This is a genomic window from Hydrogenophaga sp. (assembly GCF_018780075.1).
GTDB lineage: Bacteria > Pseudomonadota > Gammaproteobacteria > Burkholderiales > Burkholderiaceae_C > Hydrogenophaga.
In genome coordinates this window covers 136,853-151,798 of sequence record NZ_JADMKB010000009.1, presented here as the reverse complement: position 1 = coordinate 151,798, position 14,946 = coordinate 136,853, and the positions used below count along the sequence as shown (strand labels likewise).

The window sequence follows — 14,946 nt, the reverse complement described above, 5'->3', positions numbered from 1 at the left end:
CAGGTCCAGGCTGTTGTTGGCCAGGGCCAGGTCTTCTTCGAGGATGGGGCCGTGGCCGCACCACTCCGCGTTGCGCTGGCCCAGCACCAGGGCGTTGTCGGCGAGGTGCAGCAGGTAGTCAACTGGCGCAGCCATCACATGTGCCCCACTTTTTCCGGGATCTCGTAGAACGTGGGATGGCGGTAGATCTTGTCCGCCGCGGGGTCAAAGAAGCTGTCCTTGCTGTCAGGTTCGCTGGCGGTGATGGCGTTGGACGGCAGCACCCAGATGCTCACGCCTTCTTGGCGGCGGGTGTACACGTCGCGCGCCATCTGCAGTGCGTGCTGCGCGTCGCTGGCGTGCAGGCTGCCGCAGTGTTTGTGCTCCAGGCCCTGCTTGCTGCGGACGAACACTTCCCAGAGCGGCCATTCTTTCAGTGCGGGAGTCGATGCGGGCGCGGTCATGCGGCCTCCTTCAGGTTGCGGGCTTGCTGTCTGGCGGCGTGGGCCATGGCGGCGTCGCGCACCCACTGGCCTTGCTCGTGGGCTTTCACGCGGGTGGCCAGGCGTTCCTTGTTGCAGGGGCCGTGGCCGTTGACCACGGCCCAGAACTCGTCCCAGTCGATGGGGCCGTAGTCCCAGTGGCCGCGAGCTTCGTTCCACTTCAGGTCGGGGTCGGGCAGCGTCACGCCCAGCACCTCGGCCTGCGGAACGGTCGCGTCCACGAACTTCTGGCGCAGGTCGTCGTTGGAAATGCGCTTGATGCCCCAGCGCATGCCCTGCACGCTGTTGGGGCTGTCGGCGTCGGGCGGGCCGAACATGGCCAGGCACTTCCACCACCAGCGGTTCACCGCGTCCTGCACCATGGCCTTCTGCTCGGCCGTGCCCTGCATCATCACCAGCAGGGCCTCGTAGCCCTGGCGCTGGTGGAAGCTCTCTTCCTTGCAGACGCGGATCATGGCGCGGGCATACGGCCCATACGAGCAGCGGCACAGCGGGATCTGGTTCATGATCGCCGCGCCGTCCACCAGCCAGCCGATCACGCCGACGTCGGCCCAGTTGAGCGTCGGGTAGTTGAAGATGGAGCTGTACTTGGCCTTGCCGCTGTGCAGGGCGTCCAGCATCTGGTCGCGGCTGGTGCCCAGGGTTTCGGCTGCGGAATACAGGTAGAGGCCGTGCCCACCCTCGTCCTGCACCTTGGCGATCAGGATGGCCTTGCGCTTGAGGCTGGGTGCGCGGCTGATCCAGTTGCCCTCGGGCAGCATGCCCACGATTTCGCTGTGCGCGTGCTGGCTGATCTGGCGCACCAGGGTCTTGCGGTAGGCCTCGGGCATCCAGTCGCGCGGCTCGACCTTGCCGTCGGCGTCGATCACGGTGTCGAAATACGCCTGCAGCGCGGCGTCTTCGGCGCTGGCGGGTGCCGCGACGGCCTTCAGCCCGGGCTTGGTTTCGCTGTCGGCGACCGAAAAGGATTGGGTGTACATGCGGGTCTCCTGCCCCCGGAACCGGGTGCCTGATGGGGTGAGACGGCAGTATATGCAATTAACCGACCGATCGGTTGGTTAATTGGGGTGAGGGCGATCAGGGTTTTTCCGGGGGCGCCTGTCTTCGCTGTCTTTACAGTGGCGCCATGTTCATGAACAAGGCCTGCACGACCTGGATTCCGTTTTCGTGGAGGGCCGCGGGCCGGTCGGCGGTGGCTGCGGGGGCCTTGTTGTTCGCGGCCCTGGCGCTGGGTGAGGCTGTGGATCGCCAGACCCGTTGTGCTCTGCCCGGCTTGCGCGCGGCGCTGGAGGCGCGGATCAACGCCGCCCGCGCCCAGCCACGGATGTGCGGGTGCTGGCCCAGCGGGTGCCCGCTGAGGGCTATGCCTGGACCTTGGTGGGTGAAAACCTGACGGTGGGCGAGCCCACGGTGGAGGGGGTGGTCGCGGGCTGGCTGTCCAGCCCTGGCCACTGCAGCGACCTGATGAGCCGCGACTTCGACGAGGTGGGCGTCGGCTGCGTGCTGCAGCCGGCCCATCCCCATGTCCCTTATTGGGCCTTGGTTCTGACGCGGCCCCGAGCCTGCGTGGCGGTCAGCCGCCCGTGTCGAGCGACTGCGCCTTGCCCCGGCCGCGCCCGAGGTGGGTCAGCAGCTGGGGCAGTGCGGCCTGCAGTGCCGCCTTGAGCGTGTGCGGCGGGTTGATGACAAACATGCCGCTGGCGGTCAGGCCGGGCCGGTCGTCCGGGCCGTCGGTGGGGTCCTGGCCGATGGCCAGGGTGGCGTTCAGCCATGGCCGCTGGGCCTGGTTGGCCAGCGTCTTGAGGCGCCGGGGAAGATCATGCGCCTCGGGCCTCGGAATGATGGGGTACCAGACCAGGTAGGTGCCGGTCGGAAAGCGGCGCATGATTTCCTGTATGCAGGCGCTCACTTTTCCATAATCGCTTTTGATCTCGTAGCTGGGGTCGATCAGGACGGCCGCGCGCTTGGAGCCGGTGGCCGATGGCGGCGGCGGCAGCAAAGGTTTGACGCCTTCAAAACCGTCCTGCAGCGCCACCGCGATCTGGCGGCCCGCTTCGAGTTGGCCGATGTTGGCCGTCAGCGTGCGGCTGTCGGTGGGGTGCAGTTCGAACAGCTTGAGCTTGTCGCGCGACTCGGTGCGCAGCAGCGAATGCAGCACAAACGGCGATCCGGGGTAGACACGCAGCAGGCCCGAGGGGTTGAAGCTGGTGATCAGGTCCAGGTAGTCGTCGATGGCCGGCGCGGCGGGCACCGGCGCCGCCCCCGCCGGGCGCAGCGCGGCCATCAGCTTGACCACACCGTCCTTGGCCTCGCCGCCGGTTTCCGTGTAGTCGCCGTCCAGCCGGTAGAGCCCGGCCCCGGCGTGGGTGTCGATCAACGTGATGCCCGCCTCTTTCTGCATCAGGTGGCGCAGGGTGGCGATCAAAGTGATGTGCTTGAGCACATCGGCGTGGTTGCCTGCGTGGAAGGCGTGTCGGTAACTGAACATGCCTGAATGGTAGCGCCGGCCCGGGTTGGCCGGGCACTACTTGCCACGCCATGCCCAAAAATCGTACAATCAAAGGCTTCGCAGCGATTCAGTGGCTCCGCGACGAAGCATCAAATCCCACCTAAGAGTCTTCCATCAGAGAAGAACCGACCGTGGAAAAGAGCCCGCCAAACCACCTCTTTGCAGAGAAAACTCATGACTACTACGTTCAGCGCCAAACCAGCTGACGTGAAGCACGAGTGGTTTGTGATTGACGCGACCGACAAGGTCCTCGGACGAGTAGCCAGCGAAGTTGCTCTCCGTTTGCGCGGCAAACACAAGGCCATTTACACGCCTCACGTCGATACCGGTGACTTCATCGTCATCATCAACGCATCCAAGATCCGTGTCACGGGCACCAAGTCCACCGACAAGATCTATTACCGCCACTCGGGCTATCCCGGCGGTATCTATGCCACCAACTTCCGCGACATGCAGGCCAAGCACCCCGGCCGCGCGCTCGAGAAGGCCGTCAAGGGCATGCTGCCCAAGGGCCCGCTCGGCTACGCCATGATCAAGAAGCTCAAGGTGTACGGCGGTGCAGAGCACCCGCACACCGCCCAACAGCCGCAAGTGCTGGAACTCTAAAGGAGCCTTGAGATGATTGGTGAATGGAACAATGGCACCGGCCGTCGCAAATCCAGCGTCGCCCGCGTGTTTCTGAAAAAAGGCTCCGGCCAGATCGTGGTCAATGGCAAGGACATCCAGGCCTACTTCGGCCGCGAGACCTCCATCATGATCTGCAAGCAGCCCCTGCTGCTGACCAACCACGCCGAGACTTTCGACGTGATGGTCAACGTGCACGGCGGTGGCGAATCCGGCCAGGCCGGTGCGGTGCGTCACGGCATCACCCGCGCCCTGATCGACTACGACGCCACGCTCAAGTCCGGTCTGTCGCAAGCCGGCTTCGTGACCCGCGATGCCCGCGAAGTCGAACGTAAGAAGGTCGGTCTGCGTTCCGCACGCCGCGCCAAGCAGTTCAGCAAGCGCTAACCAGCGCCTGGTCTCTGCCGCAGAAACCGCCTTCAAGCCTGGCTTGGGGCGGTTTTTGTTTTCTGTGGCCTGTTTTCCTGTTGAAGGGGTCGGCTCATGAGGTTGCGCCTGTTGCGCAGAAGAATGACGGTGAGTGCGCCGCGCATGGCGATCCGCAGTGCGACGCCCTGGCCGCTTCGCTGGTTGCTCGCGGCTGTGGTGCTGGGGTTCTCGGGCGCACTGGCGTTGTGGGCCTTTGAGTTCGGCAAAGAGATTGCCGGGCTGGAGCGCAACGCCAAACAGGAACTGGAGCAATTGCGCCAAGAGGTGCAGGCGCTGCGCGCCGATCTGGGCAAGGCGCAGTCGATCGTCAACACGTCCGAAAGCCTGCTGACGGCCGAGAAGGCCGCGCAGGGGCAGTTGATGCTGCAGATCGGCCAGTTGCAGGCCGACAACCAGACGCTGCGCAGTGACCTGGGGTTTTTCGAACGCCTGATTCCCGGCACCGGAAGCGATGCCCTGAGCATCCGTGGCTTGCAGATCGAGCGGGTGGCTGAAGCGCAGCTCAAATGGCAGGTCCTGATGATTCAGGCGGAAAAAAATGCCCCCGAGTTCAAGGGGCAACTGGAAGTGAGTTTCACCGGCACGCTGGATGGCCGGCCGTGGACCGCATTGCAGGCGCCAGCGCCTTCACCGGTGCTGATCAAAGGCTATTTGCGTCAGGAAGGCCTCGTGGACGTTCCGCCGCAGGCCGTGGTAAAAACCGTGACCGCAAAAATCCTGCAGGGCGGGGCCGTGAAGGTTCTGCACACCATCAAACTCTGACCAACGTCGTTCCCGAGAATCCCCCATGTTTGGCAAGAAAAAACAACCCCCCATCAAAAGCCTGATCGCCCAGGGAACCCGCATTGAAGGCAACGTGGTGTTTCACGACGGGCTTCGCGTGGACGGTGAAGTGGTCGGCGACATCCGCGCGAGCGACGAGCAGTCCAGCATTCTGGTGATCAGCGAGTCGGCGAGCGTGAGCGGGCAGATTCATGCCGATCACGTCATCATCAATGGCACCGTCAAGGGCCCCGTGTTTGCCTTTGACCTGCTGGAGCTGCAGCCCAAGGCGCGCATCGAAGGGGATGTGTCCTACAAGGCGCTGGAAATGCACCAGGGCGCCACGATCTCCGGCCAGCTCAGGCCCATGACCGGCGGCCTCGAAGACAAACCCACACTGAAGCTGGCGGCAAACAACGGTTGAGCACAATCCCGAGCGTTTTGCTATAGCATTGCATTTCGTCGTGAGTGAAGGGCATTCACGACACCCCTTTCGGACTTGGGTCAAAGCCCGAATCCCACCATTCAAGGACACGCATGAGCGCCGTCGCCGAAAACATCCAGACCGACATGCCAGCACCGCTGGTCTTCACCGACAGTGCCGCTGCGAAAGTGGCCGAGCTGGTGGCCGAAGAAGGCAATCCCGACCTGAAACTGCGCGTGTTCGTGCAGGGCGGCGGGTGCTCGGGGTTCCAGTACGGCTTCACGTTTGACGAAGTGGTCAACGAAGACGACACGACGATGACCAAGAACGGCGTGTCGCTGCTGATCGACGCGATGAGCTACCAGTACCTGGTGGGCGCTGAGATTGACTACAAGGAAGACTTGGAAGGCGCTCAGTTCGTGATCAAGAACCCCAACGCCTCCACCACCTGCGGTTGCGGATCCAGCTTCAGTGTCTGAGATCGCTGGACCGCCAATGAAAAAGGAGCGCGATGCGCTCCTTTTTTTACGCCGCTCGACGGCGCACGCTCATTCGGCGCTGGCTTGCTGCAAGGTGGCCGCAGCGTTGAGGCTCAGCCGCTGCTGTTGGGCGACGGCCTCGAAACGGGCGCGGAAGGCCTGATTGATCGGGATGTTCTCGCTCTGGCGTGCGATCTCCAGTGGGTCCTGGTGCACGCCCTTGATGCGGAACTCGAAATGCAGGTGCGGTCCGGTGGAGGCGCCGGTGGAGCCGACGGCACCCACGAAGTCGCCTTGCGACACCTTCTGGCCCGTGCGCACGTCGATGCGGCTCAGGTGGGCAAAGAGGGTGGACTGGTTGTCCCGGTGGGTGATCTCGACCACGTTGCCATAACCGCGCTGAACGCCCGCGAACGTCACCACGCCATCGCCGATGGTGCGCACCGGGGTGCCGGTGGGGGCGGCGTAGTCAATGCCCAGATGGGCCTTCTGTTTGCCGGAGATCGGGTGAAAGCGCATGCCGTAGCCGCTGCTCACGCGCGAAAACTCCAGGGGCGAGCCCAGGAATGACTTGCGTGAACTCTCGCCGTTGAAGCCGTAGAAGGCACCCTTCTGCCCCGGTTCCTCGAACCACACCGCCTCGTGCGCGCGCCCGTTGTTGACGAACTCGGCACTCAGCACACGGCCCGCGCGCATGGTTTCGCCATCGGCGTCGAGGGTTTCGTAGACCACGCTGAAGCGGTCACCCTGGCGCAGGTCGCGGCGGAAATCGATGTCGCTGGCGAACACTTCCGCCAGTTGCACGGCCACGCTGTCGGGCAGGTTGGCGGCGTCGGTGGCGGCGAACAGCGAACTGTGGATCACGCCACTGGCCAGGCGAATCTGTGCGGTCAGCTCGCCACTCTCCTGGCGGACCTTGAACCCCTCTGGGCCGTTTTCAACCACCAGGCGCTGAAACACGCGGCCATCGTCCGGCAGCCAGCGTGCACTCAGGCGTTGCAGCGCTTGCTGGTCATTCGTTTCGACGGTGACCAGCTTGCCGGTCCGGCCTTCGAACAGCTGGCGGGCCTGCGGATCGTTTTGCAGCAGGGCCACGGCGGCGGGATCGCGCACATCCAGACGCTGCAGAAGGCTCTGGGCGGTGTCGTCGCGGCGCACGGTGTCGCTGCGGAACAGCGTCAATGGAACGGTCCCCACACCCAGGTCTGCCAGCGGACGCATGGGCAGCGCTTCCACGACCTCGTGCACGGGCAACAGGGACGCATCGGGCGCGAGCGGCGCGATGCCGAAGGCGGTCACGCCGGTGCCGAGCAGCAGCACGCCGACACCGGCCATGATGCGGCGTGGATGGCGGGCCAGGCTGTCGAGGAGCGCTTGCGGGGTGGACCGTGCCAGTTGGGGCAGTTTGTCTCTGGGGGAAGAAGAAATCAAAATCGATGTCCGGCAGAAATGGCGGGCTGCGCCACCCGTCGATAAGGGGTGTTCGGGTCGCATCAGCCGGGCCATCGACGTGGGCCACGGCTCGCCCTCTAAAATCGGGCTCGCGAAACCTAAAAGTATAGTCACATCACCCCATGCCGCATCTGAAAAAACCCTTATGAATCACAGCGAAATCGATACCAAAGGTGTTCAAAACCAGGCTGTCGGCGGCGCTGAACTGACAGACGGTGTGCGCGAAGCGTTGGCGGTGACGTTGCGGGGGTGTGAGGAGCTGATCCCTCAGGGCGACTGGGTGAAAAAGCTCGTCCGGTCGGAAACCAGCGGCATGCCGCTGCGCATCAAGCTCGGGCTGGACCCGACCGCGCCCGACATCCACATCGGCCACACGGTGGTGCTCAACAAGATGCGCCAGTTGCAGGACCTGGGGCACCAGGTGATCTTCCTGATCGGCGACTTCACCAGCCTGATCGGCGACCCCTCGGGCCGCAACAACACCCGCCCGCCGCTGACCACCGAGCAGATCAAGGCCAACGCCGAGACCTACTACAAGCAGGCCAGCCTGGTGCTGGACCCGGCCAAGACCGAGATCCGCTACAACAGCGAATGGAGCCTGCCGCTGGGGTCGATGGGCATGATCCAGCTGGCCGCCAAGTACACGGTGGCGCGCATGATGGAGCGCAACGACTTCCACGACCGCTTCAAGGCCGGCACGCCGATCAGCGTGCACGAGTTCCTGTACCCGCTGATGCAGGGCTACGACTCGGTGGCACTCAAGGCCGATCTGGAGCTGGGCGGCACGGACCAGAAGTTCAACCTGCTGATGGGGCGTCACCTGCAGCAGGAGTACGGCCAGGAGCCGCAGTGCATCCTGACCATGCCGCTGCTGGAAGGCCTGGACGGCATCGACAAGATGTCGAAGTCCAAGAACAACTACATCGGCATCACCGAAGAGGCGAACAGCATGTTCGCCAAGGTGCTGTCGATCAGCGACACGCTGATGTGGCGCTGGTTCACGCTGTTGTCGTTCAAGTCGCTGGCGGATATCGAGGCGCTGAAGAAGGAAGTCGACGGCGGGCGCAACCCCAAGGATGCGAAGGTGATGCTGGCCAAGGAGATCACCACGCGATTCCACAGTGCGGCGGCGGCGGACGCGGCCGAGCAGGATTTCATCAACCGCAGCAAGGGCGGTGTGCCGGACGAGATTCCCGAGGTCTCGCTGTCGGGTGCACCGATGGGCGTGGCGGCCTTGCTCAACGCGGCGGGCCTGGTGGCGTCCAACGGCGAAGGGAACCGGCTGATCGACGGTGGTGGTGTGCGCATCGACTCGTCGGTGGTCAGCGACAAGGGCCTGAAGCTGGGCGCTGGTGCGTACGTGGTGCAGGTGGGCAAGCGGAAGTTTGCTCGCGTCACGCTTTCATAAACCTGCACCTCGCGGGATCGGGGCGCCAGCGCGCTCTGTTCCGTTCGTGTCCCCGGACCGGCTGCGCCGGTCCTCCTCCTTTTACCTCACTGCACAGAACGCGCTGTCGCCCCGATCCGAGGTGATATGGGCATTCCACGGTGGGCGCGCCCATTTGTGCGCGGTTGGAAGGACTGGGGTGGCTGACGCAGCGAAGTAAAGGAGGAGGGGTCGCGCAGCGGCACCGGGGGACATGAGCGGAGTCGGCCACCCCAGCCCTTCCAACCATGGAGGAAGCGCAGGAGCAAACCAAGGCTCTCAACGAGCCCCAGCCTTCTCCAATATCGACACCATGGCCGAGTACCCACGGGCCTTCGCCAGCGCCAAGGGTGTCTGACCACTGCGGTCCGCCAATTGAAGGTTCGCCCCCGCGTCAATCAATGCCTTCAACGTCGCCTGGTGCCGCACACCGCTATCGCCCAGCACGATGGATTCGATCACGGCGGTCCAGTGCAGGTTGTTCACATGGTCCAGCGGCGCGCCCGCCGCGATCAGTTGCCGCACCACACCGTCGTGCCCCAGATGTGCCGCCGCGATCAGGGCCGTGCCGTCGTAGCGGCTGGTGGTCTGCTTCGCGCTAGCGCCCAGCTGCAACAACACCTTCAGCGTCTCTTCGTCGTCCGCCACCGATGCGATGGTGACGGCGTCGTAGCGGTCGCTTTCCAGCTGGTTCAGGTCGGCGCCGGCTCTCACCAGCACACGGATCACCTCGCGCTGGCGGGCGAACGTGGCCACGTGCAGTGGCGTGCGTCCGTACCCATCGATGGCGTTCGGTGCCGCACCCGATGCGAGCAGGCGCTGGACCTTGGCCACATCGCCCTTGTGCGTCGCCATGTGCAGACCGGTGTAGACCGCCGCCTCGACCGCGCTGGGTGCGACCTGGGCTTGCGCCGCCACACCGCCGAAGCCCAGCGACAGGGCCAGCAACAGCGTTTTCATTTCAGCAGTTCCGCGACCTTGGCAATGCCCGCGTTCGCGCACTGCTCGTCCAGGTGACCACCGGGCGCGCCGCCCACACCGACCGCGCCAATCACCTCGTTGCCGACCTTGACAGGCACGCCACCGCCCAGGATCAGGAAGCCGGGGATGTCGACCAGGGTCGCGGCGCCGGGGTTCTTCTGCACGTTCTCCAGCATCGCGGTGGTCGGCGCCTTGGCCGAGGCCGAGGTGTAGGCCTTGCCTTGTGCGGCACCGAGGGTGTGTGGGCCAGCGTTGTCGGCGCGCTGCAGGGCGCGCAGGGTGCCGGCGCGGTCGACCACGGCGGCGGTGACGTTGTAGCCCGCGGCGCTGCAGGAAGCGACGGTGGCGGCGGCGATCTGGTTGGCGAGGTCCAGCGACATGTTCTTCTCGGTGCGCACGGCCTGCGCGCTGGCGGCAGCGGTGATCAGGGACAGGGCGAGGCCGGATGCAAAAACGGTGGCTTTCATGGGGTTCTCCTTCGGGTGTGTGCGGTTCGATCAACCGTGGGAGAACTGTAAAAATTCGCCGCCTTCACCGCCATTCGGGCGGCTACGCGCGGCACTCCGTAGAACTACGGAGTGTTGCCACCGCTGTCGGCGTCCACCAGCGCGGCGTAGTGACGGATCAGCTTCGCCAGCGACTCGGCCTGCAGCTTGGCGAACAGGTTGGCGCGGTGGCTTTCCACCGTGCGCGGCGAGAGATCGAGCGCACGGCCGATCTCCTTGTTGGTCAGGCCGGCGACGATCAGGCCCAGCACCTCGCGCTCGCGCTCGGAGAGCTGCGCGTAGCGTTCGCGCGCGGCGCGGTCGGCCTGGTGCCGCTCGCGCGAGCGCACGTGCTGGCGCACCGCGTTCTGCAGCGCTTCGATCAGCAGCTCGTCGTTGACCGGTTTCTCCAGGAACTCGGCGGCACCGGCCTTGAAGGCACGACGGCACATCTCCACCGTGCCGTGCCCGGTGAGCATGATCACCGGCTGGTCCACGCCCTGTGCGACCAGGGTGTCGAGCACCGTCAGGCCGCTGATGCCGGGCATGCGCACGTCGAGCACGATGGCGCCGATGGCCTCGCGGTCGAAGCCGTCGAGAAACGCTTGCGGATCGGCCCAGGTCGTGACGCGCAGGCCCACGGTGCCGATCAGCAGCGCGAGGCTTTCGCGCACTGCCGCGTCGTCGTCGATCAGGTGGATGGTAGGCGACAGGGTGGGGCTCACAAGGCCACCTCCGCTCTTCGAGCTGCGGGGCGAGCTTGCTTGGGGCGGCCCGGCGCGGCGCTCATTGGGGCGCCTCCGCCAGTGGCAGGCGCAGGCTGAACACCGCGCCGCCCTCGGGCCGGTTGGCGGCGCTCAGCGAGCCGCCCATGCCGCTGGCCAGGGTGTCGCAGAGCGAGAGGCCCAGGCCGAGGCCGCCCTCTCGGGTGGAGAAAAAAGGTTCGAACAGGCGCGGCAGCACCTCGGTCGGGATGCCCGGGCCGCTGTCGGCCACCCGCAGCTCGCCTTGGCCGTCGGCCTGCGACACCGTGAGCGTGAGGCGGCGTGCCCCGGGCTCCGCCGCTTCCATCGCCTGCAGCGCGTTCATCAGCAGGTTGTGCACGATCTGGTCGAGCGCCACCGGGTCGGCCGCCACGCGCACCGGCGCCATGGCCTGCAACTGCGGCGCGACGCCGCGGCGTTGGCATTCGGGTTCCAGCAGGTACAGCGCCCGGCGCACGGTCTCGGCCAGATCCACCGCGAGCACGCTGCCGTGGCTGTCCGGCCGCTCGACCGCGCGGCGCAGGCGGCCCACCACCTCGGCGGCACGCCGGGCCTGCGCGGCGGCCTGCGCCATGGCGGTGCGCGCGGTGTCCAGCTCGGGCGGCTCGTCGGCCAGCAGGCGCTGCGCGGCCTGGGTGTTGGCCAGCACCGCGGTGAGCGGCTGGTTGAGTTCGTGCGCCATGCCGGCGGCCAGCTCGCCCAGGGTGTTCAGGCGCGCCACCTGGCCCAGCCGCAACAGCTCTTCGGCGCGGCGCCGTGCGATCCGCTGGCGCTGCCACTGGGCCAGGGCCGCGAGCACCAGCGCCACCGCCAGGGCCCACGCCAGCATGCGGCCCCAGGGCAGTTCGCCCCAGCCCATCTGCCGCGTGGCGACCACGTCGAAAGGCTGGCTCCCGGCGGCCAGGTGTTTGTGGAAGTCGAAGCGCCAGCCGGTCGCGTCGCTCAGCGCGGTGGCGTCGCCCGCCTGCAGCTCGAAGGCCCGGCCTTCGTGTTCCAGCGCGACGCGCACCGGGCTGCTGGCGGGCTGCATCGGCCACTCGGCCCAGGGCACCATGCCGCGCAGGTCGATGGTGAGGGCATAGGCCGTGGGGGCGGCGGCGAGCACCAGCCGGTAGCGCCCGCTGGCCAGGTCCACCGCCGCGAGCGCGGCCCGCCGCTGGGCCCGCGAGGCGGCTTCGGCAGCGCCCAGGGCCGCGTCCGGCCAGCTGGCGTCGCGGTCGCGGCGCTGCACCGCGAGGATGTGCGGGTAGAGCGCGGGCAGGCGCTGTTCGGGGGGCGTGGCGCCCGGCGTTTCAGGCCCGGGTTGCAGCAGGGCCAGGGTGTCGAGGATGGCGTCGTGCTGCACCACCTGCTGGCTCAACAGCCGGTGCACGATGCGGGCGTCGGTCTCGAACAGGGCGCGCTGTTCGGCGATGGCCTGCCGCGCGAGCAGCACGGCACCGGCCAGCGAGACCGCCGCCCCGACCATCCACCACCACCGCGTGCCCGAGCCCGTGTTGCGCATGCGGCGGATTCTGGCATGCACGCCGGACCAGGGGCGCGTGGGAGATCGGCCGGGCCAGCCGCCGGGCCGATCCAACCTGGTCCAGCCCCCTCGGGGGGCAGCGTGTGGGGGCTCAATCGAACAGCGGCTTGACCTTCCAGATGTCGTCGGCGTACTCGCGGATGGTGCGGTCGGAGGAGAACATGCCCATGCCGGCCACGTTCATGATCGCGTGGTGGGCCCAGTCGGTGGGGCGGCGGTACAGCTCGTCCACCTTCAGCTGGGTCGCCACGTAGTCGGCGTAGTCGGCCAGCAGCAGGTAGTAGTCCGATTCGAGCAGCGTGCGCGTGATGTCGTGGAAGCGGTTGGGCTCATCGGGGCTGAAGGCGCCTTCGGCGATGCGGTCGATCGCGGTCTTGAGGTCGTAGTTGTGGTCGTAGTAGCGGCGCGGGTTGTAGCCGCTCGCGCGCAGCGCCGCGACCTGCTCGGTGCGGTTGCCGAAGATGAAGATGTGCTCCAGCCCCACGTTTTCAGCGATCTCGATGTTGGCGCCGTCCCAGGTGCCGATGGTCAGCGCCCCGTTGAGCGCGAACTTCATGTTGCCAGTGCCCGAGGCTTCGGTGCCCGCGGTGGAGATCTGCTCGGAGAGGTCGGCCGCGGGGATGATGACCTCGGCCAGCGAGACGCGGTAGTTCGGCAGGAACACCACCTTGAGCTTGTCGCCGATGCGCTTGTCGTGGTTGACGGTGCGCGCCACGTCGTTGATCAGCTTGATCACCAGCTTGGCCATGTAGTAGGCCGAGGCCGCCTTGCCGCCGAAGATCACGGTGCGCGGCACCCAGTTGGCGTTGGGGCGGGCCAGGATCTGGTGGTAGCGCGTCACCACGTGCAACACGTTGAGCAGCTGGCGCTTGTATTCGTGCATGCGCTTGATCTGCACGTCGAACAGGCTCTCGGGGTCGACCACGATGCCGGTCTCTTTCGCGATGCGTTCGGTCAGGCGCTGCTTGTTCTGGGCTTTGGCGAGGCGGAACGCGCTCTGGAACTCGGTGTCGTCGGCCAGCGCGCGCAGCTGCGTCAGTTCGTCCAGGTGGCGGCGCCAGGTGGTGCCGATGCGCGCGTCGATCAGCGCCGAGAGCGGCCGGTTGGCCTGCGAGAGCCAGCGCCGTGGCGTGATGCCATTGGTCTTGTTGTTGAAGCGCTCGGGCCACAGGCGCGCGAAGTCGGCAAAGATGGTTTCCACCATCAGCTGGCTGTGCAGGGCCGACACACCGTTGATCTTGTGGCTGGCCAGCACCGAGAGGTAGGCCATGCGCACGCGGCGCTGGCCGTGTTCGTCGATCAGCGAGATGCGGCGCAGCAGCTCGTTTTCGCCCGGGAAGCGGTCGTGCACCTCGGCCAGGAAACGCGCGTTCATGTCGTAGATGATGCGCAGGTGGCGCGGCAGCAGGCGGCCCATCAGCTCCACCGGCCAGGTCTCCAGCGCCTCGCTCATCAGGGTGTGGTTGGTGTAGCTGAAGATGCGCTGGCACAGGTCCCAGGCGGTGTCCCACTCCACGTGGTGTTCGTCCACCAGGATGCGCATCAGCTCGGGCACGGCGAGCGCCGGGTGGGTGTCGTTGAGGTGGATGGCGACCTTGTCGGCCAGCTGGTCGAAGCTGCCGTGCGTCTTGAGGTAGCGGCGCACGATGTCCTGGAGCGAGGCGCTGACGAAGAAGTACTCCTGGCGCAGGCGCAGCTCCTTGCCGTGTTCGGTGCTGTCGTCGGGGTAGAGCACGCGCGAGACGTTCTCCGACTCGTTCTTGGCCTCCACGGCGCGCATGTAGTCGCCCTTGTTGAAGGCGTCGAGGTTGATGCCGCTGGTGGCGCGCGCGGTCCACAGGCGCAGCGTGGTGACGCTGCTGAGCTCGTGGCCGGGCACGCCGCTGTCGTAGGCGGTGGCGATCACGTCCTCGGTGTCGACCCAGCGCACGTGCTCGCCTTCCTGCACCAGCCGGCCGCCGAACTGCACCGGGTAGCTGAACTCGGGGCGCATGAACTCCCAGGGGTTGCCGTTGACCAGCCAGTAGTCGGGCTCTTCGACCTGGCGGCCGTCGACGATGCGCTGCGCGAACATGCCGAAGTCGTAGCGGATGCCGTAGCCCATGCCGGGCAGACCGACCGTGGCCATGGAGTCGAGGAAACAGGCGGCCAGGCGACCCAGGCCCCCGTTGCCCAGGCCGGCGTCGGTCTCGAGGTCGATCAGCGCGTCAAAGTCGGCGCCGAGCTGGGTGCAGGCGGTTTTCGCGTCGTCGTAGATGCCGACCGCGAGCAGGGCGTTGGTGAGTGCGCGCCCGGTGAGGAATTCCAGCGAGAGGTAGTACACGCGCTTGGCATCGTTGTCCTGCGACACGGCCAGGGTCTCGCGCCAGCGGTGCATGGTGCGGTCGCGCACCGCGTGGAACAGGGCAAACAGCCAGTCGCGCCGGGTGGCCGAGCGCAGGTCTTTGCCCACGGCGTAGACCAGCCGGTTGGCGATGGACTTGCGCAGCGCATCGACCGTGTTGTCCAGGTGGTCGTATTCGAACGGGGCGGTGGCGGTGCCGACGGTGGGGATCAGGGGGGTGTTGGGCATGGTCTCGGTTCGAAAGAGCGGTGGGCGGGTGG

At 66.4% G+C, this 14,946-nt stretch carries 17 protein-coding genes; 7 read left to right on the top strand and 10 right to left on the bottom strand.

All coding sequences use genetic code 11. The annotated features are described in order from the left end of the window. The 3 genes from IV088_RS03520 to paaA all read right to left on the bottom strand — a co-directional run. On the bottom strand, positions 1–135 hold a 135-nt coding region (locus tag IV088_RS03520; protein WP_291097767.1), incomplete at its 3' end, for a Phenylacetic acid catabolic protein. Beyond that, the gene (paaB, locus tag IV088_RS03515) at positions 135–443 is read right to left on the bottom strand and encodes a 1,2-phenylacetyl-CoA epoxidase subunit PaaB (RefSeq protein WP_291097755.1); all 309 of its coding nucleotides are present in this window, start codon (positions 441–443) and stop codon (positions 135–137) included. The genes paaB and IV088_RS03520, both read right to left, overlap by 1 nt. Beyond that, positions 440–1,462 (bottom strand): 1,2-phenylacetyl-CoA epoxidase subunit PaaA, encoded by a 1,023-nt coding sequence (gene paaA, locus IV088_RS03510; protein ID WP_291097753.1) that lies wholly within the window; start codon positions 1,460–1,462, stop codon positions 440–442. The genes paaB and paaA overlap by 4 nt, the downstream gene beginning before the upstream one ends. A gap of 346 nt (positions 1,463–1,808) precedes the next feature. On the opposite strand from paaA, the gene IV088_RS26315 reads away from it, so the two are divergent. After that, complete coding sequence (locus IV088_RS26315) at positions 1,809–2,147, top strand: CAP domain-containing protein (protein ID WP_367171562.1); 339 nt, start codon at positions 1,809–1,811, stop codon at positions 2,145–2,147. Here IV088_RS26315 and IV088_RS03505 read toward each other — a convergent pair. Beyond that, positions 2,056–2,970 (bottom strand): 23S rRNA (adenine(2030)-N(6))-methyltransferase RlmJ, encoded by a 915-nt coding sequence (locus IV088_RS03505; protein ID WP_291097751.1) that lies wholly within the window; start codon positions 2,968–2,970, stop codon positions 2,056–2,058. The two genes, IV088_RS26315 and IV088_RS03505, sit on opposite strands and share 92 nt — an antisense overlap. A 195-nt stretch (positions 2,971–3,165) precedes the next feature. On the opposite strand from IV088_RS03505, the gene rplM reads away from it, so the two are divergent. The 5 genes from rplM (at position 3,166) to erpA (ending at position 5,709) form a co-directional block, all read left to right on the top strand. Next, on the top strand, positions 3,166–3,597 hold the full coding sequence (gene rplM, locus IV088_RS03500) for a 50S ribosomal protein L13 (RefSeq protein ID WP_291097749.1): 432 nt from the start codon (positions 3,166–3,168) through the stop codon (positions 3,595–3,597). A 12-nt stretch (positions 3,598–3,609) separates the two neighbouring features. Continuing rightward, complete coding sequence (gene rpsI / locus IV088_RS03495; protein WP_077332705.1) at positions 3,610–4,002, top strand: 30S ribosomal protein S9; 393 nt, start codon at positions 3,610–3,612, stop codon at positions 4,000–4,002. A 96-nt stretch (positions 4,003–4,098) separates the two neighbouring features. Next, on the top strand, positions 4,099–4,806 hold the full coding sequence (locus tag IV088_RS03490) for a DUF6776 family protein (protein WP_291097746.1): 708 nt from the start codon (positions 4,099–4,101) through the stop codon (positions 4,804–4,806). Between the two features lie 25 nt (positions 4,807–4,831). After that, positions 4,832–5,230 (top strand): polymer-forming cytoskeletal protein, encoded by a 399-nt coding sequence (locus IV088_RS03485; protein WP_291097744.1) that lies wholly within the window; start codon positions 4,832–4,834, stop codon positions 5,228–5,230. Between the two features lie 113 nt (positions 5,231–5,343). Continuing rightward, entirely contained in the window at positions 5,344–5,709 is a 366-nt protein-coding gene (gene erpA / locus IV088_RS03480; RefSeq protein ID WP_086121452.1) for an iron-sulfur cluster insertion protein ErpA, read from the top strand. Positions 5,710–5,778: 69 nt separating this feature from the next. Here the strand turns inward: erpA and IV088_RS03475 are convergent, their stop codons facing one another. Further along, positions 5,779–7,140: a peptidoglycan DD-metalloendopeptidase family protein gene (locus IV088_RS03475; RefSeq protein WP_367171561.1), complete on the bottom strand. Its 1,362-nt coding sequence runs from the start codon at positions 7,138–7,140 to the stop codon at positions 5,779–5,781. Positions 7,141–7,306: 166 nt separating this feature from the next. Here IV088_RS03475 and tyrS point away from each other — a divergent pair, with 166 nt between their 5' ends. Beyond that, positions 7,307–8,569, top strand: coding sequence for a tyrosine--tRNA ligase (tyrS, locus tag IV088_RS03470; RefSeq protein WP_291097742.1), 1,263 nt, complete (start codon positions 7,307–7,309; stop codon positions 8,567–8,569). 297 nt (positions 8,570–8,866) lie between these two features. On the opposite strand, the gene IV088_RS03465 is transcribed toward tyrS, so the two are convergent. The 5 genes from IV088_RS03465 to IV088_RS03445 all read right to left on the bottom strand — a co-directional run bounded on the left by IV088_RS03465 (position 8,867) and on the right by IV088_RS03445 (position 14,914). Next, complete coding sequence (locus IV088_RS03465) at positions 8,867–9,547, bottom strand: ankyrin repeat domain-containing protein (RefSeq protein ID WP_291097740.1); 681 nt, start codon at positions 9,545–9,547, stop codon at positions 8,867–8,869. Next, positions 9,544–10,035, bottom strand: a complete 492-nt coding sequence (locus IV088_RS03460) for a heme-binding protein (protein WP_291097738.1) — start codon at positions 10,033–10,035, stop codon at positions 9,544–9,546. The genes IV088_RS03465 and IV088_RS03460 overlap by 4 nt, the downstream gene beginning before the upstream one ends. A gap of 104 nt (positions 10,036–10,139) precedes the next feature. Further along, the gene (locus IV088_RS03455) at positions 10,140–10,778 is read right to left on the bottom strand and encodes a response regulator (RefSeq protein ID WP_291097736.1); all 639 of its coding nucleotides are present in this window, start codon (positions 10,776–10,778) and stop codon (positions 10,140–10,142) included. 61 nt (positions 10,779–10,839) lie between these two features. Continuing rightward, a complete protein-coding gene (locus IV088_RS03450; protein ID WP_291097733.1) occupies positions 10,840–12,321 on the bottom strand; it encodes an ATP-binding protein in 1,482 nt (493 codons plus the stop codon). 112 nt (positions 12,322–12,433) lie between these two features. After that, positions 12,434–14,914: a glycogen/starch/alpha-glucan phosphorylase gene (locus IV088_RS03445; protein ID WP_291097731.1), complete on the bottom strand. Its 2,481-nt coding sequence runs from the start codon at positions 14,912–14,914 to the stop codon at positions 12,434–12,436. Positions 14,915–14,946 lie beyond the last annotated feature (32 nt).